The organism is Variovorax sp. DAIF25 (assembly GCF_050711835.1).
GTDB lineage: Bacteria > Pseudomonadota > Gammaproteobacteria > Burkholderiales > Burkholderiaceae_C > Variovorax.
The window spans coordinates 5528122-5546162 of the sequence record NZ_CP136636.1 but is presented as its reverse complement, the minus strand read 5'-3'; the positions used below and the strand labels follow the sequence as shown (position 1 = coordinate 5546162).

The following is an 18041-nucleotide window of genomic DNA, read 5'->3' as shown; positions in this document are numbered from 1 at the left end:
CTACACGCTGCACGATTGGGAGGAGCACAACCCATGGGCTGCTGGCGCTGAGATGCGTTCTGCGAAGGCCCGCTGGAACGCTGCTAAGCGTCATCATGGGGAAGCTGCTGCCAACACCCTAGTACCCGAATACGCTGCTGCTAGGAATGCTGGTAGCAATGCACGCAGTTCTGCTACTAGCAATGCAGATAGCAATGCTGCGGCGCAAACCAGCATGCAACCATTGGCGAGCAGCAATGCTCCGTCTCCGTCTCCGTCTCCGTCTCCGTCTCCGTCTCCGTCTCCGTCTCCGTCTCCGTCTCCGTCTCCGTCTCCGTCTCCGTCTCAGAGTTCTCCCTCGAATCCCGATGGGGGTAAGCGAATGCGAAGGACTCCGGGCGAGATCAGCGCGAGCCTGGCGGGCTTCCCGGCGTTCTACGCCGCCTATCCGCGCAAGGTCGGGAAGCAGGCTGCGCTCCAGGCGTGGGTCAAGCTCGCGCCGGACAAAGCCCTGCAGACGGTGATCCTCGGCGCGTTGGCGGCACAACGGCCGCACCTCGACCGGAGCGAGAACGGGCGGTTCATTCCGCATGCCGCCACATGGCTCAACAAGGGCCAATGGGAGGACGAGATCCCTGGCGGAAAGCCCAAGCCGGTCGATTCGAGCGGTCTGCAGTGGTGGCAAGCGGCGGGCTTCGGCCACGTCGCCGAAGCGCAGAACGCGCGCTGCCACGTCGGCAACTTTCGTCAGTTCCAAGACGGCAAGCGAATCGAGTCGGAGGCCACCGTTTGAACGCCGCCGAGATCAGCCAGCGCATGTCCGGCGAGGCCCCTCGCATCGCCGAGTACCTGCTGCCGCAGGGCAAGCGCGCGGGCAAGGAGTGGAAGGCGGGGAACACCAGCGGCGAGCCCGGCGGCAGCCTGTCGGTGTGCATCACCGGCGCGAAGGCGGGAACCTGGAAGGACTTCGCGAGCGGCGAGGGTGGAGACCTGATCGACCTGTGGATGGCGTGTCGCGGGCAGACCATGCCCGAGGCGATGAAGGACATCAAGGCGTTCATGGGCATCCGCGACGACTTCCCGAAGCCGCCGGAAAAGACCTACCGCAGGCCCGAGAAGCCGACCTGCCAACGACCGAAGCAACGGGTGCACGAGTGGCTGACCGGGCGCGGCCTGACGGTCGACACGCTCGCAGCGTTCAAGATCGGCGAGCAGCTGCAGCAGGGCAAGGCCTACGCGGTGTTCCCGTTCATCGATGAGGCGGGCGTACTGCTGAACGTGAAGTACCGCAACCCTGACGACAAGCGCGACATGCGGCAGGAGAAGGAGGCTACGCCGTGCTTGTTCGGCTGGCACCTGATCGACCCGAAGGCGCGTGCGGTGACGATCACCGAGGGCGAGATCGACGCCATGACGCTGCACCAGATGCGCATTCCGGCGCTGTCGGTGAACCAGGGCGCGGGCAATCACCAGTGGCTCGAGCACGACTGGGAAAAGCTCGAGCGGTTCAGCGACATCACGATCTGCTTCGACCACGACGCCGCGGGCGACAAGGGCGCGTTCGAGATCATCCAGCGCCTTGGCATCGAGCGGTGCCGGCGCGTGCGTCTCGGCGCGAAGGATGCGAACCAGTGGCTGCAAGACGGGGCGGAGGCCGTCGACTTCCAGCAGGCGATCGACGAGGCGCGCGGCCTGGACCCAGAGGAGTTGCGTAGCGCCGACGACTTCACGCCCGCGGTCGAAGCGCTGTTCTATCCGCCCGTCGGCATCGATGCGGATCCGTTCCTATACCTCGACAAGCCGCTCGACTGGTTCCAGTTCCGCGCCGGCGAGTACACCTGCTGGACCGGCATCAACGGCCATGGCAAGAGCCTGATGCTCGACCAGGTGCTGTTGGGCCTGATGCGGCAGGGCCAGCGCGTGACCGTGTTCTCGGGTGAGCTCACCTCGCCGCGGCACCTGAAGCGGATCATGAAGCAGGCCACGGGGCTCGATCGGCCGACGCGCGAGTACATCCGTGCCGTGGGCGCGTGGCTACGGGAGCGGCTGTGGCTGTTCGACCTGTTCGGCGTGGCGAGGCTCGACCGGCTGCTCGAGGTGTTCGCCTATGCCGCGCGCCGGTACAACGTCGGCCACTTCGTCATCGACAGCCTGATGATGATCGACGTCCCGCAGGACGGGCCCGGTGCGATTACCAAGCAGAACGAGGCGGTGCAGAAGATCGTCGCGTTCAAGCGCAAGTTCAATTGCCATGTGCACGTCGTTGCACATCCACGCAAACAGCGGGATGAAACGATCCCCGTCGGAAAGATGGACGTGGCCGGCGCCGGCGGCATCGTCAACGGCGCGGACAACCTGTTCTCGATCTGGCGCGCCCAGAAGGACGAGGCGCCGGCCAACCCGAACGATCCGGATGCGGTCGCGGCCTGGGAACAGCAGCAGAGCGACATCGACGCAAAGTTGATCCTGAAGAAGCAGCGCGAAGGCGCCGTACAGGACTACACGCTCGCGCTGTGGTTCGACAAGCCGTCAATGCAGTACAGGACCACGCCAAGGCGCTACCCGCTGCGGTTCGTGGATTTTTCCATCCAAGATCAGGAGGTTCCTCATGAGAATGATCGATAGACAGGCCAACGACCAAAGGAGCACCACATGTCAGAACCCTTCGCCCTTCTATGGAGCCGCAAATCCAACGGCTTTCACATCGAGCCACTCGCGCGTGCTTGCGAAAGTGGCATGCGCTTCTTCCAGGGAAACATCGAGAACGACTACCTGCTGCTGTTCACCGGAAGTTCAGACGAGTGCAGTTCCAAAGCAGACGAGCTGCGCCGGGTCTGCGATGAACGGGCAGTTGTGCGGGCTCTCTACGGGCCGCACGAAGACCCGATCTGAAATCGTCTGTACCGGCTACGGTGCTCAGGAGGTCCGCCAATGAGCATGCGCGAGTTCGAGCAGTACCTGAAGGCGTCGGACTTCTTCGCCGACGTGATGAACACCCACCGGGTAGCCACGGCCGAGATCATCGCCAGCTTCGCGAACTTGCTGCGCGACAACCGGGCGGTATCGAACGACCAGATCAAGGCGCTGCTGAAGGCGCTCAACAACGGCCGGAGCGGGCCGTCCATCGACAGTAGCCGCCGGCTCCTCGTGGCGCGGATTGAGGACGCTCTGAAGGGCCGCCCGGAGTGACTGATCCCTTAACCATCGAAGACCGGTACTCGGCCGCCATCCGCTCGAGCAACCTCAAGATTGACCCTAGGACGAAGCGCTCCGATTCGGACGTGCTGGGCGCCATGGGGCTGGCTGCGCGGCACTTTCCGCTGGCGGTGGCCCTGCAGCGCCTCTTCCTGGGCGACAACACGGCCGCCAAGGAGATCGTGGAGATCCTGGCCGACGACGTCTGGAAGAAGGCCAGGGGGATGCGGATCAAGCTCAACCGGGTGCAGGCCTACGATCTCGCGCGGGCGTGCGTAGCCTGGCACAGGAACCCGACCTGTGAAGCCTGCCACGGACACGGCGCCTCGGTGATCCCGGGGACGAAGACGCTCGGCGTGGTCTGTACTTCGTGCCGGGGGGTGGGGCGCACCTCGCTGGCGAAGCTGTTCAAGGACTTGGCACCGCTGGCCGACTGGCTCGTGGCCCACATGGAAAAGCACCAGGCGATGGCTGGGCCTGAGGCGATGAAGCAGATGGTGGGATACCTCGAACTCAAGCTCGATTGCGCCGCAGCGGAGCAAGGTTAAAAGTCTTTACTCTGCCCACGCAAGAGCCTAAAATCGTGAGACCTGTACAAATCTCGGGAGAGCCGAGAATAACAAGAGCAGGTCGAAAGCTGTTTGGAGAACTGCGTCCTCAATTTTTTCGGATAGGCTGCGAATAAGGGTTCGCACTAGGTTGAACCCAGTCACAGTGTCCTGACTTGCAAGTGGTGTTTTACTCGTTCGTGGGGATGGTATGCCTTGGATTTTTCCTGAGGATGTAGAAATCGGTGATCGATTGTGGAATGGCTCCACCGACGGTTTCCTGCCGGTGTTAGCTGTCCACCCGCCGCTTGGAACTAGGGCTACCTATGACTTCCGTCTCGGGCGAGAGGGTTCGAGCAACGCAATCACTAGGGGCTGCGTCCAAGGTCAAAAGGTAGAGATTGCATCGCGGACGAATGGGATTAAGCAAGCTGAGAAGCGAGTGACAGATTGATGAATCGCTTTGACGATCTTTTAAGCGCCGTGAAAGTGGGTGAGTCGTTTACGCTAACCGCCAGCAAGATGGGGATGGACGGCAACTCTTTCGACGAGTTTGTCGACTCCATTCTGCATGTGCCTCGCGAGAGATTCCGCGCCTCCAATCCGCACGAGGATAGTGATGGGCCGAATAGGTACGATGCTGTTTTGATCACCCGAACAGTTTAAAAATATGAGATAAAAAAGCCGCCCGAAGTACTTCGGGCGGCTTTTTTTGTTGCCCGCTTAGCGTCTTGATCAAGCGGCTAACGCGACGTTGGTTTCTAGTGGCCCCACTGGTGTATGGGAAAATCCCTCCATCGAACTAGGAGGGACTATGACGGGGGTAGCAACCGCAATCATCGGTTTGGTCGTTGGCGCACTGATTCTCGGAGCGGTTTGGCACAACATTGCATTGCGCTATCTCTGGATCCTGTTCATGTTCGCTGCATTCATGTCCAGGTTTGAGTGGTGGCGCCATCTATTTGGTCACTGACGGAGAAGTCTCCTGCAATACGCCACTTAGACCAGCTCAGGAGACCATCCGCGCGCGAAATTCCTGGAGTACCGAAATCAGAGCATCAACTTGAGCTGGTGACGTCGCGTAGGGAAATTCTGCCAAGCTTGATCTGAGGACCTCGTGGTGGTCCACCCACATGAGATGCTCCCTTACGTAGGCCTTGTAAGACTCGATGTCCAGGGCGCTCATCGTTGGGATATCCAGAACTTCGGTGTCTTTGGAAATAGTCACAGGGATCCATCCGGTGTAGGCCATCTGTTCTCCTAGAGAAGGTGCTTTGATTGTAGGAAGCCGCGACAGCTTTGTGGGGCTGGCTTTGGCCTGACAATTTTCTTCATGGCATGCAGCTGCCACTTTGGCCCGCCAGGTTCGCCTGAGCGGGCTTTTTCATGCCCCGGACTCGGACAAGTCGAGAGACACCCGATGGAGAGCCCTATGGCAAGACCCAGCAAGTTCAAAGAGGAATTCATCGATCAAGCGCAGCGGCTGTGCAAGCTCGGCGCAACCGATGTCGAGGTGGCCGACTTCTTCGGCGTGGACGTGCGCACTCTGTACCGCTGGAAGGGCGAGCAGCCCGAGTTTTGTCAGGCCTTAAAAGCGGGGAAGGATGAGGCTGACAACCGTGTGGAGCGTAGCCTGTTCGCCCGCGCCAATGGCTACGAACACGACGAGGTCGACATCCGAGTGGTGAACAACAAGATCGTGAAGACGCCGATCCGGAAGGTCTATCCGCCGGACACGACGGCCGCGATCTTCTGGTTGAAGAACCGACGCCCGGGTGAGTGGCGCGAGACGAAGGCGGTGGAGCTCACGGGCGCGAATGGCGGCCCGGTGCAGGTGCAGAAGGTCCAGCGCACCATCGTTGATCCAGCCGCGGCGAAGTGAGAACCCTCAACCTGCCAACGGCGCGCGTGTTCGTGCCGCTGTGCGAGCCTGCGCGCTACAAGGGCGCGTGGGGCGGTCGGGGCTCAGGGAAGTCGCACTTCTTCGGCGAGAAGCTGATCGAGGACTGCATGGCCGAGCCGGGCGATTCCGGCGGGGAGGGCATGCGGGCAGTGTGCATCCGTGAGGTTCAGAAGGATCTGGCGCAGTCGTCCAAGGCGCTGATCGAGGCGAAGCTGAAGGCGCACCGGATCGGCGAGGCCGACGGGTTCAAGGTGTTCCGAGACTGCATCGAGACGCCCGGCGACGGGCTGATGATCTTCAAGGGCATGCAGGACTACACCGCCGAGAGCGTGAAGTCCCTGGAGAACTTCAAGCGCGCCTGGTGGGAGGAGGCGCAGACCGCGACCGATCACTCGCTGAACCTGCTGCGCCCGACGATTCGTGCGCCTGGCTCGGAGCTCTGGTTCAGCTGGAACGCGCGCCGGCGCACCGACGCGGTCGACGTGATGCTGCGCGGCGCCGAGATCCCGACGGGTTCGGTGGTCGTGAAGGCGAACTGGCGCGACAACCCGTGGTTCACGGCCGAGCTCGAGCAGGAGCGGCTGGACTGCCTGCGGATGCAACCCGAGCAGTACAACCACATCTGGGAGGGCGGCTACGTCACGGTGATGGCCGGGGCCTACTACGCGAAGAACATAGCCGACGCGCGGCTGCAGAACCGCTTCGGCCGTGTCGGCGCCGACCCGCTGCTGACCCACCGGGTGTTCGTCGACATCGGCGGAACTGGCGCGCGAGCTGACGCCTTCACGATGTGGGTAGCGCAGTTCGTCGGCAAGGAAATCCGAGTCCTCGACTACTACGAGGCCGTGGGTCAGCCGCTCGCGGTGCACCTCGCATGGCTGCGCTCTCGCGGCTACACGCCGGAGAAGGCGCAGATCTGGCTGCCGCACGACGGCGCCACGCAGGACAAGGTGCACGACGTCTCCTATGAGAGCGCGCTGCAGGCCGCCGGCTACACGGTGACGGTGGTGCCGAACCAGGGCAAGGGCGCTGCGGCCGCCCGCATCGAGGCTGCTCGCCGCTTGTTCTCGCTGATGTGGTTCAACGAAACCACCACTGAGGCCGGCGTGGCCGCGCTGGGTTGGTATCACGAGAAGAAGGACGAGGCCCGCAACATCGGCCTCGGACCTGAGCACGACTGGGCGAGCCATGGCGCAGATGCTTTCGGGCTGATGTGTGTGGCCTACGAGGAGCCCGTCGAAGCGAAACCAATGAAGTACCGCAAGCTGAACAACGCTTGAGGAAGGATTCCATGAGCAAACCTCTCTACCTGCCCAAAGGCTGGCGCGCAGGGCCGCAGAAGCTCGCCCGCAAGGTTTACATCGCGGAGAAGAGCGGCACCTATGTGAAGGGTCGGCAGCCCGAGCCGCCGGCTCCTCCCGCTCCTGCGCCTGCACCCTGACATGGCAGCACCGAACGCACCCAAGCGCATGAGCGACGCCGACCTGAAGGCGCTCGTCGACTCCGAGCTGCGCCGCGCCCTGGGCGCGGAGAGCAGCAAGCTGTCCGAGCAGCGCCGCAAGGCCATGGCGTACTACTACGCGGAGCCCGAAGGCGACCTCGCACCGCCCGAGATCGAAGGCCGCTCGAAGGTGGTCTCGCCGGACGTGCGCAACACCATCGAGTCGATGCTGCCGCAGATCGTGGTGAAGTTCATCGGCGGCGACAAGGTGGTGCAGTTCGACCCGACGAAGCCGGGCGACGAGAGCAAGGCCGACGCGGCGACGAAATACCTGAACCACATTTTTCTGAAGAAGCACGACGCAACCATGCTCACGACGACGTGGGCGAAGGACGGCATGCTGCAGAAGCGCGGCGTCCTGAAGGTCTGGTGGGACACGCGCACCGAGGAGACGCGCGAAGAGTACAAGGGCCAGACCCCCGTGCAGCTGGCGCTGCTGATGCGCGATCCCGAGATCGAGCCCATCGAGCAGTCCGAGCGGCCCGACGAGGCGGAGGCGCAGCGCCGTGCGGAGATGCTCGAGCAGCTGACGCAGCAGCTGCAGCAAGCCTGGGCGGCGGCGCAACAGGGCGGCGGTCCTGGCCAGCCGCCGGCTGAGCCCGAGGGTGCCATGCAGGCAGGCCAGCCGCCCCGTCCGCCCCAGGGCAATCCGGCGCTTGCCGCGGTCCAGCAGCTGCAGCAGCAGATCGACGCCATCTCGCAGATGCCGCCGGCCGTGGTCTACGACGTCGCCTTCAAGCGCTCGCGCAAGGGCGGAAAGCTGTCTATCGAGCCGGTGCCCAGCGACGAGTTCATCATCTCGCGCGAGGCGAAGACTATCGGCACCGCGCGCCTGGTGGGCCACAAGTTCAAGCGCACGCTGTCCGAACTGCGCTCGATGGGCTACAAGAACGTCGACCGCCTGGCCGACGGCAACGACACGGACGGCGACTCGAACGTCGAGAAGATCGAGCGCGACAGCTTCGACGACAGCAGCGGCGGGCCGGAGGAAGACGACACCACGAGCGATAGCTCTCAGACGCGCGTGACGGTGCGCGAGCTCTACATGCGTGTCGACTACGACGGCGACGGCATTGCCGAACTGCGCAAGATCACGCGCTGCGGCAGCGAGATACTCGATAACGAGGTCGTCGACGAAGCGCCGTTCGTGACCTGGTGCCCGGTGCCGATCCCGCACAAGTTCTTCGGGATGTCGATCGCGGACCTCGCGATGGAGGGCCAGAAGACCAAGACCAGCATCCGCCGCGGGCAGCTGGACAACATGTATTTGCAGGTCAATGGCCGCTATTTCGCTGTGACTGGGAAGGTCGAACTCGACGACCTGCTCGACAGTCGACCTGGCGGCGTGGTTCGCATGACTCAGGCGGGCATGGCCGGTCGGTTGGATCAGGGCATGGGCGATATGGCCGGCGCGGCCGCGATGTTCGAGCAGGAGGAGGCTGCGCTCGAGAACTCCACCGGTTGGACCCGCTACAGCCAGGGCAACGACGGCAAGGGTCTGAATGAGACGTTCGGCGGCGTGAAACTGATCACGAACAAGGCCGACATGCGCACCGACTTGGTCACGCGCATGATGGCGCAGGGCTTTGTCGACCTGTTCCGGCTGATGCTGAAGCTGGTGTGCCAGAACCAGGACAAGGCCGAGCAGATCCAGGTCGCCGGCAAGTGGGTAGACATGGACCCGCGCGAGTGGTCGAACCAGTTCGACATTTCGCCGGCAGTTGGCCTGGGCGTCGGCGACAAGGACCAACAGGTTGCGCACCTGCTGAACCTGCGCGCGCTGGCGATGGAAGGTCTTCAGAACGGAACGGCGACGCCGGAGAACATCTACGAGCTTGACGTCGAGATTGCGAAGACGATGGGCTTTCAGTCGGGCGCGCGCTTCTTCAACGACCCGAAGAAGAACCCTCCGCCCCAGCAGCCCAACCCCCTGCAGGCGCAGATGCAGGTCGAGCAGATGAAGGCCGAGGCCATGCTGCTGATCGAGCGCGAAAAGATGCAGTCGCACGAGCGCATCGAGGCCATGAAGGCGCAGCAGCAGGCGCAGGTCGACCAGCTGCGCGCTCAGATGCAGCAGCAGACCGACCTGGTGCGCCAGCAGGCCGAGGCCGACAAGGCGCGCATGGAGGCCGAGAACAAGGCACGGCTGGATGCCATCCGCATGGAGATGGAAGAGCGCGCCCGCGTGCTGGACGATGGCTACCGCCGCTGGAAAGACCAGCTCGAGTCAGCGACCCGTATCGAAGTGGCGAACATCGGCAGCAAGGCCAAGCTGGACAACCCCGCGACGGTCGCGGCGACGAATGAGATCGCAACGGAGGTGACCCAGTGAAAGACCGCCTCTTGACCCTGGCCCGCGCGGCGCGTGCGTGGCTGCTTCCCGCATGGAGCATCCGCGAGGAAGGTTCGGCCGCCGCGGGCAGCGTGTTCGCCGTGCACCGGCAGCAGTTCGGCCGCACGCGCGTGCTCGAGCGCTGGGCCACCCTGCACATGGCTGCACTGCAGCTGCAGGCGCTTCGCGGGCTCGCACCGACCGCGGCGCCTGTCGTCGACGCCGCCCGCATCGCCCGCACGCTGGATCCGCGCGCGCCCGAAGAGTCCGCGCATTCGCCCGAAGGCCGGGTGTACCGCGGCGACCGCGCCCGCGAAGTGCTTCAGAACGAGGCCTTCGCCTGGGCTTTCGAAACTACCAAATCGGAGATCTACGAATCATGGCAAGCAACACTCGCGGCCAACGCGCCGGAACGGGAACGCCTGTGGCTGGCGCTGCAGATGCTGGATCGGGTGCAGGGGCACCTGATGCAGCGGCTGGAGACGGGCAAGCTGGCAGCGCTGGAACTGCGGCACCGGGAGAAGGTGGCGCAGCAGCAGAAAGCGTGGCTGGATTGAACGCCGCCGCGCCCACCAGCCCGCCGCCGGCGCCCCCGCCGTCGAAGAAGGCGCCCAGGTCCTGGAAGGATCTGCGCGCGCACATCGAGCTGCTGAACGCGCCCGACCATCAGATCGTGACCGTCTGGCATCCGGACGCCGCAGGCGAATTCATCGCGACCGGCCAGGGCAACGTGCGCGCGATGGTGGGCGATGCCCGGTATCAACTGAGCTCGGGCGACTTCGTCGAGCTGTGAGATCTGGCGGGAGGCGGCCCGCCTGACGGGGATTCCCCTTCAACCGCCTGCATCCGTCGAGAGACGCTGCGCCGGGTAGCCGGCATGGAGAGAACATGGACGAATTGGACACCCCCGACGCGGGACCCAGCGAAGGCCTGAGCGTGAGTCAGGCAACGGAAGCCTTTTCCTCGCTTCTGGACGATCCGGACACCGCCGACAACGGCGATTCGGGCGTCGACCCCAAGAAGGAGCCTGCGGCCGGCGCTGCAGCTGACACCGATGCGGGCGAAGACGCCGGCGACGATGACGGCGACCAGCCCGACGGCGACGCCAACGGAGACCCCGACGCGCATCCTCAGATGGTCACCGTCAAGATCGACGGCAAGGAAATCGAGGTGCCGCTGTCCGAGGCCATCGCAGGCTACCAGCGCCAGCAGGACGCAACGCGCAAGACGATGCAGGCCGCCGAGACCCGAAAGGCCGCGGAGAACGAAATCGCCCAGGCGCGCAGCGAACGCCAGCAGCATTCCCAGAACCTGGTGCGCATCCAGCACCAGCTCGAAGGCCTGCTGCAGGAGCAACAACAGATCGACTTCCAGGCGCTGATCGACTCCAACCCGCAGGAAGCCATGCGTCAGCAGCACCTCTGGAACCAGAGGCAAGCAGCGCTCGCGCAGGCCCGCCAGGCGCAGGAGCAGATTCAGGCGCTCGACCAAGCCGACCAGAAGCAACAGTTCGTCGAACACCTCAAGGGTCAGCAGGAACACCTCCTTGCCAAGATCCCCGAGTGGAAGGACGCAGCTGTGGCGAAGGCCGAGACTGCTCAGATCCGCGACTACCTCAAGACCAACGGCTACACGTCCGCCGAGATCGAGAACGTCGCTGACCACCGAGCCATTCTCAACGTGCGTAAGGCCATGCTCTACGACCGCCTGATGGCGGACGCTGCGAAGGCCGCCAAGAAGATGGCCAACACCCCGAAGCGGGTCGCGACCCCTGGCAACGCCGAGACCGGCGCGGTCGACCAACGTGTGGCGCCCTACAAGCGCCTCAAGCAGTCCGGCAGCGTTCGTGACGCTGCCGCTGTGTTCGAAACTCTTCTCTGATAGGAGGCAGCATGGCTGCACCAACCAATACGTTCACGTCCACGGCCGCCGTGGGCAACCGTGAAGACCTCGCGGATGTCATCTACCGCATCTCGCCCACCGAGACGCCCCTGCTCAGCCTGGCCGAGCGCGTCAAGGCCGAGAACACGCTGCACGAGTGGCAAACGCAGGCGCTGGCGGCCCCGGGCGACAACGCCCAGGCCGAAGGCGACGACGCGACGGCCGACGCTGCCGTGCCGACCGTTCGCCTGAGCAATCGCACTCAGATCTCGCGCAAGACCGCGCGCGTGTCAGGCACGCAGGACGAGATCAACACGGCCGGTCGGAAGAAGGAACTGGCCTATCAGGTCTCGCTGAAGAGCCTCGAGCTCAAGCGCGACATGGAGTACGCCCTCACGCGCAACAACGTCGCGGCCACGTCGCCGCGCAAGACCCGCGGCATGGTCGGCTGGATGGACGCGGCCAACGTCAACGCCGGCACCGGCTACGTGGCGCCCGACTACATCAACAACGTTGCGCAGACCGACGGCACGCCGCGCGCCTTCACCGAAGCCCAGCTGAAGGACGTGGCGCAGAAGATCTTCACCTCCGGCGGCAACCCGAACACCCTGATGCTCGGCCCGACGCAGAAGCAGACCTTCTCGACCTTCCTCGGCAACAGCACCCGCTTCGACGAGGGCGAAGACAAGAAGGTGGTGGCGGCCACGGACATCTACGTGACCGACTTCGGTGCGCTGAAGGCTGTGCCGAACCGCATCCAGCGCCCGCGCGATGCGTTCGTCATCGAGAACGACAAGGTGGCCGTTGCCTACCTGCGCCCGATGCGGAAGGCTCCGCTGGCGAAGACCGGCGACTCGGAAGCGGTGATGATCCTGGCCGAGTACGCGCTCGAGAACCGCGCGCCCACGGCGCACGGCGGCATCCTCGACCTGACCTGATACCGACGCCGCAGGGCCAGGCCCGGAGCTCATTGCCTCGGGCCTTTTCTTTTTCTCCCAACGTCGCGAGACGCCGGAGGCCTTTATGCAAGAAATTGCCACCCGCCCCGTGTTCGTCGGCGAGCAGCTGTTCGTTCAGCGCACGCAGGACTGCACGCCCATTGCCGAGCGCGCGAAGGAGATGCATCGCGCGGGCATGCACGGCTCGAGCGAGGTCAAGCTCGCCGCGTCGATCCCGAACATCATGATCGAGAAGTACTGTCTCGAGCAGGGCATCACGTACCGCGAATGGTGCTGCGACGAATCGCATATCCGCCGCATGCTAGAAGACCCTGCGCTCGCGCACTTCCGCATTTGGCCGGGGAAGATCTGATGCAAAAGTATCAGAACAATGTCACGGACCTGGCTGGCGACGCCGTCGTAGGTCTGGCCGTCACGATTCGCAATTCGGTAGACGGCACCGTAGCGAGCATCTACAGCGACAACAGCGGAACGGTAGCTCCCAACCCTCTAACGACCGACTCTGTTGGGTACTTTGCGTTCTATGCTGCCGACGGACGCTATGACATCGCGATCACGGGTAGTGACGGCTACACCGACGTCGTGATTGCAGATGGCGTGGAACTTGGATTGACCGCGGCCAAGAAGACGGAGCTGGCGGCGAGTACTGGCGCGATGCTCATCGGCACCAGCGGGGGCCAGACCGCGCAGCAGCGGTTTAACTTCCTTGACAGCTTCGCTGCGACTTTCGGTGGCGGCGTCCGACTCAAGCCCAATGCAGTGCTGATCGGATCCGACCCGAACTATGCTGCGGTCGCAGTCAACTTCACCCGGACCACCATCGACCGCCATGCTTTCGAGGACTGGTCGATCTTGAACACCACCGACACCAATCTTGGTTACTGCGGGTTCGACGCGAAAGCGACGATGAACAACTCGCTTCAGCAAAACCACTTTGTAGGCTATCAGTCGCGCAACGTCTACAACGGCTCGGCCAATCTCACCGCCTACTTTCACGGCTATGACACGGCGATGGTTCACAACGGAACCGGAACCATCGCCTTTGCGGCCGGCATTCATCTGCGCGATGTTGGAGGCACGGGAACCATTACTGCCAACTACGGCATCTACATCGATGCCATCGCACGAGGCAGCACGAAGTATGCGATCTATTCGGCGGGCGGAGATTGGTACTGCACTGACCGCCTACGCATCCAGAAAATCCTGTCAAACACGTCGGCTCTTGGAATCGGTTTCGGAGTTGACGTGCTCAACAAGAGCATCGCCTACGGCTTCGGGACAGGCGGACAGACGAACTTTGGCCGTCATGACTTCTACGACGGCAAGAACGGCCTGGTTCTGCGGATCAACGAGAACGGCGCAGAGCTCGCCGGTGTTCTTCGCTCGACCACCACATCGTTCGGCTTGAACTACGGCGTCGACGTCGTCGGTAAGACCATCAACATCGGCTTCGGCACTGGCGGCCAGACGCAGTTCGGCACTGTCGATATCTACGACGGGAAGAACGGGCGCGTTGTGCGAGTCGCTAACACCGGAGTGACGGTGACTGGGACCGGAAGCTTTTCGGGCAAGGTGTCACTCGGCAGCTTCACAGTAGTTGGGTTGCCTGCGGCAACTGATGGCGACATTGCCTACTGTTCGAATGGCCGGAAGGTCAGTGAAGGGGCGGGGGCGGGAACGGGTGTTCCTGTGTACTACCAAGCCGGTTGGCGTCGCTATTCCGACGACACGATCGTGCTGGCATAGGGGCAGAAAATGGCTATCGTCATTGGCACCGGCGGCACCGCCGCAGCGAACTTCGCGGAGCTTGTTTCCAAGATCTCGAAGTGGATGAACCGAAGTGACCTGACCGCCTTCATCCCCGACTTTATCGTCAATGCGGAAGCGCGTATCGCGACGGATCTGCGTCTGCGCCGCATGATCGTGCGCACGGCTTTGTCCGTGACTCTGGGGAATCCCGCGCCGCTGCCCGAGGGCTGGCTCGAGTTCAAGACGATCTCGCTCAACGGAGACGACCTCGACTTCATGCCCATGCGTCAGCTCACGGGGCGATTCCGTGATTGCAGTGGCCTGCCCGCCTGCTACTCGATTGAAGGCGAGCAGGTCTTCTTCGGACCTTCGCCTGACGGCGCCTATTCGGTGGACGTGAGCTACTACAAGCAGCTCGAGCCTCTGACCAGCAGCGGCTCCAACTGGCTGCTAACCGCGAAGCCAAACCTGTACCTGTATGCCGCGATGGCCGAGGCGTCGCTGTTCGTCAAGAAGCCGGACGATGCCAACTACTGGGGAGGCCTCTACAGCGGCATCGTTGAGGCGCTGAAGAACGAGGATGCGCAGGCGACGCACAGCGGGAGCACCTTGCGGGTGCGCGCAGGATGAGTCCGATCCTCGGTTTCGGTCCGGATGTCGATCCGACCACGATCGGCGTGCTGACCGACTGCGTGAATCTCATTCCCTTCGATGCGGGGTTCAAGGGGGCGCCGTCGTCCGTCGCCGTGGGTGTGGCGGCTCTGGCGTCAGCGTGCCGCGGGGCAGTCGTCGCGACACAGCTCGCCGGCACGCGCCGAATCTTTGCCGGCACTCAGACCGCACTGTACGAGCTCGCCGGCGCGGTGTGGACGGATCGCAGCAAGAGTGGCGGCTACACCGGTAGCGTGGAGTCGCGGTGGTGCTTCTGCCAGTTCGGCGACACGACGATCGCGACGAACCTGGTGGATCCGATGCAGCAGTCGAACGCCGGCGCCTTTGTCGATGTGCCGACGGCTCCGCGGGCCCTGATCGTGGTCAGCGCGTCGAACAACTTCGTCGTCGCCTTCAACACCGATGACGGGACCTTTGGGGCCTCCCCCGACCGCTGGTGGAGCTGCGCGCAGAGCGACCAAACGAACTGGACGCCGGCAGAAGGCGGACCGACTACAGGGCGCCTGGTGTCGGTCGAGGGCGCCATCAAGGCCGGGCTGCCGCTGGGCGACTACGTGATCGCCTACAAGGAACGCGCAATCTACGTCGGAACGTTCGCGGGCGCGCCGGCCATGTGGGACTGGACACCGGTTCCTGGTGGCGAGGCGGGCGCGGTCGGACAAGAGGCCGTCTGCGACATCGGTGGCGCGCACTTCATGGTGGGCGACGGCGACTTCTGGCTATTCGACGGCACGCGGCCACAGTCGATCGGTGAGCCCGTGCGGGAGTGGTTCCGCACCAATGCCGATCCGACATATCGCTTCCTCACGAAGGCGACCTACGACAAGCAGAACTCGCTGGTGCGCGTGTCCTTCCCGTCGCGCAGCTCGGGCGGCGTCGTCGACCGGTGCCTCGTGTATCACACGAAGCGCAAGCAGTGGGGTCTGGCCGATCAAGTAGTGCAGGCACCGCTAACCTACATCACGCCCGGCCTGACCATCGACGGCCTGAACACCATCGCGGCAACGATCGATGCGCTGCCGAACGTGCCCCTCGATTCGCAGTACTGGATGGGCGGCGGGCAGTCGCCTGCCTTTTTCAACAGTGCGAACCAGCTGGTGTCCCTGAGCGGCGAGACGGGCGCCTCGAGCTTCACGACGGGCGATCTCGGCGACGACGACGCGGTGACCATGATCGATCGCTTCCGCGTCCGGTTCACTAAGGCGCCTGCGACGGCCACGGCGACCGGCCTCGTGAAAATGAACGAGGGCGAGGCGCTGGCCGTGGGCGCCGTCAGCGAGATCAACGATGGGAAGTTCGATCTTCGGCAGTCCGGCCGCTTCCATCGCGTGCGCGTTGACATGACGGGCGACCACCGCGAAACGGCCTTCGACAGCAAGAACACGGTGGTGGGCTGGCGATGAAGGTCAACAACGAACCACGGCTGACCGCGGGCCCGAGCTTTCTTTCGGCGCTACTGGACATCCTGCGCAAGTTCGCGCGTGCGATCAACGGTCATGACGACGACTTGGCGGCGCTGAAGAAGCGAGTGACCGATCTCGAGGCGGCGAATGCCGCACTGGACGCGCGCGTGAGCACGCTCGAAACCCCCTGATCCGAAGGAGCACACATGGCAATCGACACCTCCAACCTCGGGATGGGAGGCAATCCCTTTCTGTCCAAGCCGGGGCAGACGAACCCCTACCTGCAGGACGTCATCGACCTATCGTCGCGCGACCTGGTGAACAACTTCAACGCCACCACGCAGCCCGCTTTCAACGCGGCCATGGTGCGCAGCGGGTCGTTCGGCAATAGCGGCATCGATGCGGCCAACGCGCGTGCGGCGAGCGGCCTGCAGCAGAACCTGGGCGACCTGTCCTCGAAGCTGCGCTTCAACGACTACACCCAGCAGCAGGGCATGTACCAGTGGCAGAAAGGCTTGGACGAGAACGCCCGCCAGTTCGACCTGGGGTTCGATCGCGCGACCTACAACGACGCCTTCGGCCAAAACCAGCAGAACCTGCAGACGGGTCTGGGCCTGCTGGGGCTGCTGTCCGGGGCCAACGACAGCGACCTCGCGGCCGGCACCACGCTGCGCGACACGCCGCTGAACTACTTCACCCAGTTCTCGAACCTCGCGAGCACGCTGGGCCGCGGCGGGCAGACGCAGACGACCACGCAGCCGGGCGGCAGCGGGAGCCCAATCACCGGTGCCCTCGGCGGCATGCAGCTGGGGCGCACCCTCGGCAATGCCTGGGGCGGCGGAAACTCGTGGTCGGGCAACGGCAACATCGGCACGCAGTACCTGCCCAGCGGGCGGGATGCCCTCGGCTTCCCGAACGGCCAATGAGCGCGACGAAATCCATGGCGTCGGCCGACCTCTACCGCGATGCCGGGCTGCTGGCGGCGCGCGCAGAGGCGACGCACCACGAACGCATCGACGCGCTCGAGGCGGCCATCCGGCGCGATCTCCCTGCGGTCGACATGCGGGTCGTCGACCACTTCTCGCACGGGGTCTATGCGCGCGAGCTGCACATTCCCAAGGGAACCTGCCTGACGGGGAAGGTGCACAAGTTTGAGAACCTGAACATCCTGAGCCAGGGCGCGCTGCTGATCCTGCGCGAGGACGGCTCGGTCGAGCAGGTGTGCGCGCCGTACACCGTGGTTTCGCCTCCCGGCACGCGGCGCGCCGCGTTCGCGCTCGAGGATACGGTGTGGACCACGATTCACGGGACAGATCTGCGTGACGTCGACGCGATCGAAGAGAAATTCATTGCCCAGACGCCGGAGGAATTCCGGCTGTTTGCGGTGGAGCAACTACGCATTGGAGGTTGACATGGCTTGGTACAACGTTGGTGGCGCGGTGGTGGGCGGTCTCGCGGCCGCGAGTAGCGATGGGGGCGGTGGCAGCACGACCACCAGCAGCGAGCCTTGGGCCGGTGCCGGCCCGCTGTTGGCGAAGCAGGCTTTCATGGCTGACGCGCTGCAGAACCAGTACACGGCCATGCCTTTCAACCAGCAGCAGCTGGCGGCCTACGACAACAAGTTCGCGCTGAACGACTACCTGCGCGACCTGGTGCCCACGCTGCTTGGACAGATCCAAGGTCAGCCGGTGGGTTTCGACCGCAACAACCCTACCGCGCGGCCGCAGGCCTGGGCATTCAACGCCGGCGGCGATGCGCTGGGCCAGACCAGCCTGCGCGACGCGCAGGGGCGCCAGGCCGCGATCGACGCGCAGGACCAGCGCGAGAGCGAGGACCTGATCGCCGGCCGGCGCGACAGCACGCGGTTCTTCCCGAATGGCATGCGCTACGGCGACATCACGCCCTCGACCAAGGCATAA

At 64.0% G+C, this 18041-nt stretch carries 22 protein-coding genes; 21 read left to right on the top strand and 1 reads right to left on the bottom strand.

The window, feature by feature from the left end; translation table 11 throughout:
• Nucleotides 1-361 precede the first annotated feature (361 nt).
• The 5 genes from R0232_RS25510 to R0232_RS25490 are packed head-to-tail and all read left to right on the top strand — an operon-like array spanning nt 362 to nt 3722.
• Nucleotides 362-772, top strand: coding sequence for a hypothetical protein (locus tag R0232_RS25510; RefSeq protein ID WP_431509877.1), 411 nt, complete (start codon nt 362-364; stop codon nt 770-772).
• Nucleotides 769-2604 carry a toprim domain-containing protein gene (locus R0232_RS25505; RefSeq protein ID WP_431509876.1) on the top strand — a complete coding sequence of 612 codons (1836 nt, stop codon included), beginning with the start codon at nt 769-771 and terminating at the stop codon, nt 2602-2604. Before R0232_RS25510 ends, R0232_RS25505 begins: the two co-directional genes overlap by 4 nt.
• 27 nt (nt 2605-2631) lie before the next feature.
• Nucleotides 2632-2871, top strand: coding sequence for a hypothetical protein (locus tag R0232_RS25500; protein ID WP_431509875.1), 240 nt, complete (start codon nt 2632-2634; stop codon nt 2869-2871).
• 39 nt (nt 2872-2910) lie between these two features.
• Nucleotides 2911-3168: a hypothetical protein gene (locus R0232_RS25495; protein WP_431509874.1), complete on the top strand. Its 258-nt coding sequence runs from the start codon at nt 2911-2913 to the stop codon at nt 3166-3168.
• Nucleotides 3165-3722, top strand: a complete 558-nt coding sequence (locus tag R0232_RS25490) for a hypothetical protein (RefSeq protein ID WP_431509873.1) — start codon at nt 3165-3167, stop codon at nt 3720-3722. Before R0232_RS25495 ends, R0232_RS25490 begins: the two co-directional genes overlap by 4 nt.
• A gap of 1009 nt (nt 3723-4731) precedes the next feature.
• Here R0232_RS25490 and R0232_RS25485 read toward each other — a convergent pair.
• On the bottom strand, nt 4732-4974 hold the full coding sequence (locus R0232_RS25485; protein ID WP_431509872.1) for a hypothetical protein: 243 nt from the start codon (nt 4972-4974) through the stop codon (nt 4732-4734).
• A gap of 180 nt (nt 4975-5154) precedes the next feature.
• Here R0232_RS25485 and R0232_RS25480 point away from each other — a divergent pair, with 180 nt between their 5' ends.
• The 16 genes from R0232_RS25480 to R0232_RS25405 all read left to right on the top strand — a co-directional run bounded on the left by R0232_RS25480 (nt 5155) and on the right by R0232_RS25405 (nt 18041).
• Nucleotides 5155-5604: a terminase gene (locus R0232_RS25480; RefSeq protein ID WP_431509871.1), complete on the top strand. Its 450-nt coding sequence runs from the start codon at nt 5155-5157 to the stop codon at nt 5602-5604.
• Nucleotides 5601-6905 (top strand): phage terminase large subunit, encoded by a 1305-nt coding sequence (locus R0232_RS25475; protein WP_208507932.1) that lies wholly within the window; start codon nt 5601-5603, stop codon nt 6903-6905. The genes R0232_RS25480 and R0232_RS25475 overlap by 4 nt, the downstream gene beginning before the upstream one ends.
• 11 nt (nt 6906-6916) lie before the next feature.
• Nucleotides 6917-7066, top strand: a complete 150-nt coding sequence (locus tag R0232_RS25470; RefSeq protein WP_208507933.1) for a hypothetical protein — start codon at nt 6917-6919, stop codon at nt 7064-7066.
• Between the two features lie 28 nt (nt 7067-7094).
• On the top strand, nt 7095-9458 hold the full coding sequence (locus tag R0232_RS25465) for a portal protein (protein ID WP_431509870.1): 2364 nt from the start codon (nt 7095-7097) through the stop codon (nt 9456-9458).
• A complete protein-coding gene (locus tag R0232_RS25460) occupies nt 9455-10015 on the top strand; it encodes a hypothetical protein (RefSeq protein ID WP_431509869.1) in 561 nt (186 codons plus the stop codon). Before R0232_RS25465 ends, R0232_RS25460 begins: the two co-directional genes overlap by 4 nt.
• Entirely contained in the window at nt 10003-10251 is a 249-nt protein-coding gene (locus R0232_RS25455; RefSeq protein WP_431509868.1) for a hypothetical protein, read from the top strand. The genes R0232_RS25460 and R0232_RS25455 overlap by 13 nt, the downstream gene beginning before the upstream one ends.
• 95 nt (nt 10252-10346) lie before the next feature.
• Nucleotides 10347-11339, top strand: coding sequence for a hypothetical protein (locus tag R0232_RS25450; RefSeq protein WP_431509867.1), 993 nt, complete (start codon nt 10347-10349; stop codon nt 11337-11339).
• Nucleotides 11340-11350: 11 nt separating this feature from the next.
• On the top strand, nt 11351-12277 hold the full coding sequence (locus tag R0232_RS25445; protein ID WP_431509866.1) for a DUF5309 domain-containing protein: 927 nt from the start codon (nt 11351-11353) through the stop codon (nt 12275-12277).
• 109 nt (nt 12278-12386) lie between these two features.
• Nucleotides 12387-12650 (top strand): hypothetical protein, encoded by a 264-nt coding sequence (locus R0232_RS25440; protein WP_431509865.1) that lies wholly within the window; start codon nt 12387-12389, stop codon nt 12648-12650.
• Nucleotides 12650-14044, top strand: a complete 1395-nt coding sequence (locus R0232_RS25435) for a hypothetical protein (protein ID WP_431509864.1) — start codon at nt 12650-12652, stop codon at nt 14042-14044. Before R0232_RS25440 ends, R0232_RS25435 begins: the two co-directional genes overlap by 1 nt.
• 9 nt (nt 14045-14053) lie before the next feature.
• On the top strand, nt 14054-14677 hold the full coding sequence (locus tag R0232_RS25430; RefSeq protein WP_431509863.1) for a phage adaptor protein: 624 nt from the start codon (nt 14054-14056) through the stop codon (nt 14675-14677).
• On the top strand, nt 14674-16122 hold the full coding sequence (locus R0232_RS25425; protein WP_431509862.1) for a hypothetical protein: 1449 nt from the start codon (nt 14674-14676) through the stop codon (nt 16120-16122). Before R0232_RS25430 ends, R0232_RS25425 begins: the two co-directional genes overlap by 4 nt.
• Nucleotides 16119-16313 (top strand): hypothetical protein, encoded by a 195-nt coding sequence (locus R0232_RS25420; protein WP_431509861.1) that lies wholly within the window; start codon nt 16119-16121, stop codon nt 16311-16313. The genes R0232_RS25425 and R0232_RS25420 overlap by 4 nt, the downstream gene beginning before the upstream one ends.
• A 15-nt stretch (nt 16314-16328) precedes the next feature.
• On the top strand, nt 16329-17048 hold the full coding sequence (locus tag R0232_RS25415) for a hypothetical protein (protein ID WP_431509860.1): 720 nt from the start codon (nt 16329-16331) through the stop codon (nt 17046-17048).
• Nucleotides 17045-17533, top strand: a complete 489-nt coding sequence (locus R0232_RS25410) for a hypothetical protein (RefSeq protein WP_431509859.1) — start codon at nt 17045-17047, stop codon at nt 17531-17533. Before R0232_RS25415 ends, R0232_RS25410 begins: the two co-directional genes overlap by 4 nt.
• A gap of 1 nt (nt 17534) precedes the next feature.
• On the top strand, nt 17535-18041 hold the full coding sequence (locus R0232_RS25405; RefSeq protein WP_431509858.1) for a hypothetical protein: 507 nt from the start codon (nt 17535-17537) through the stop codon (nt 18039-18041).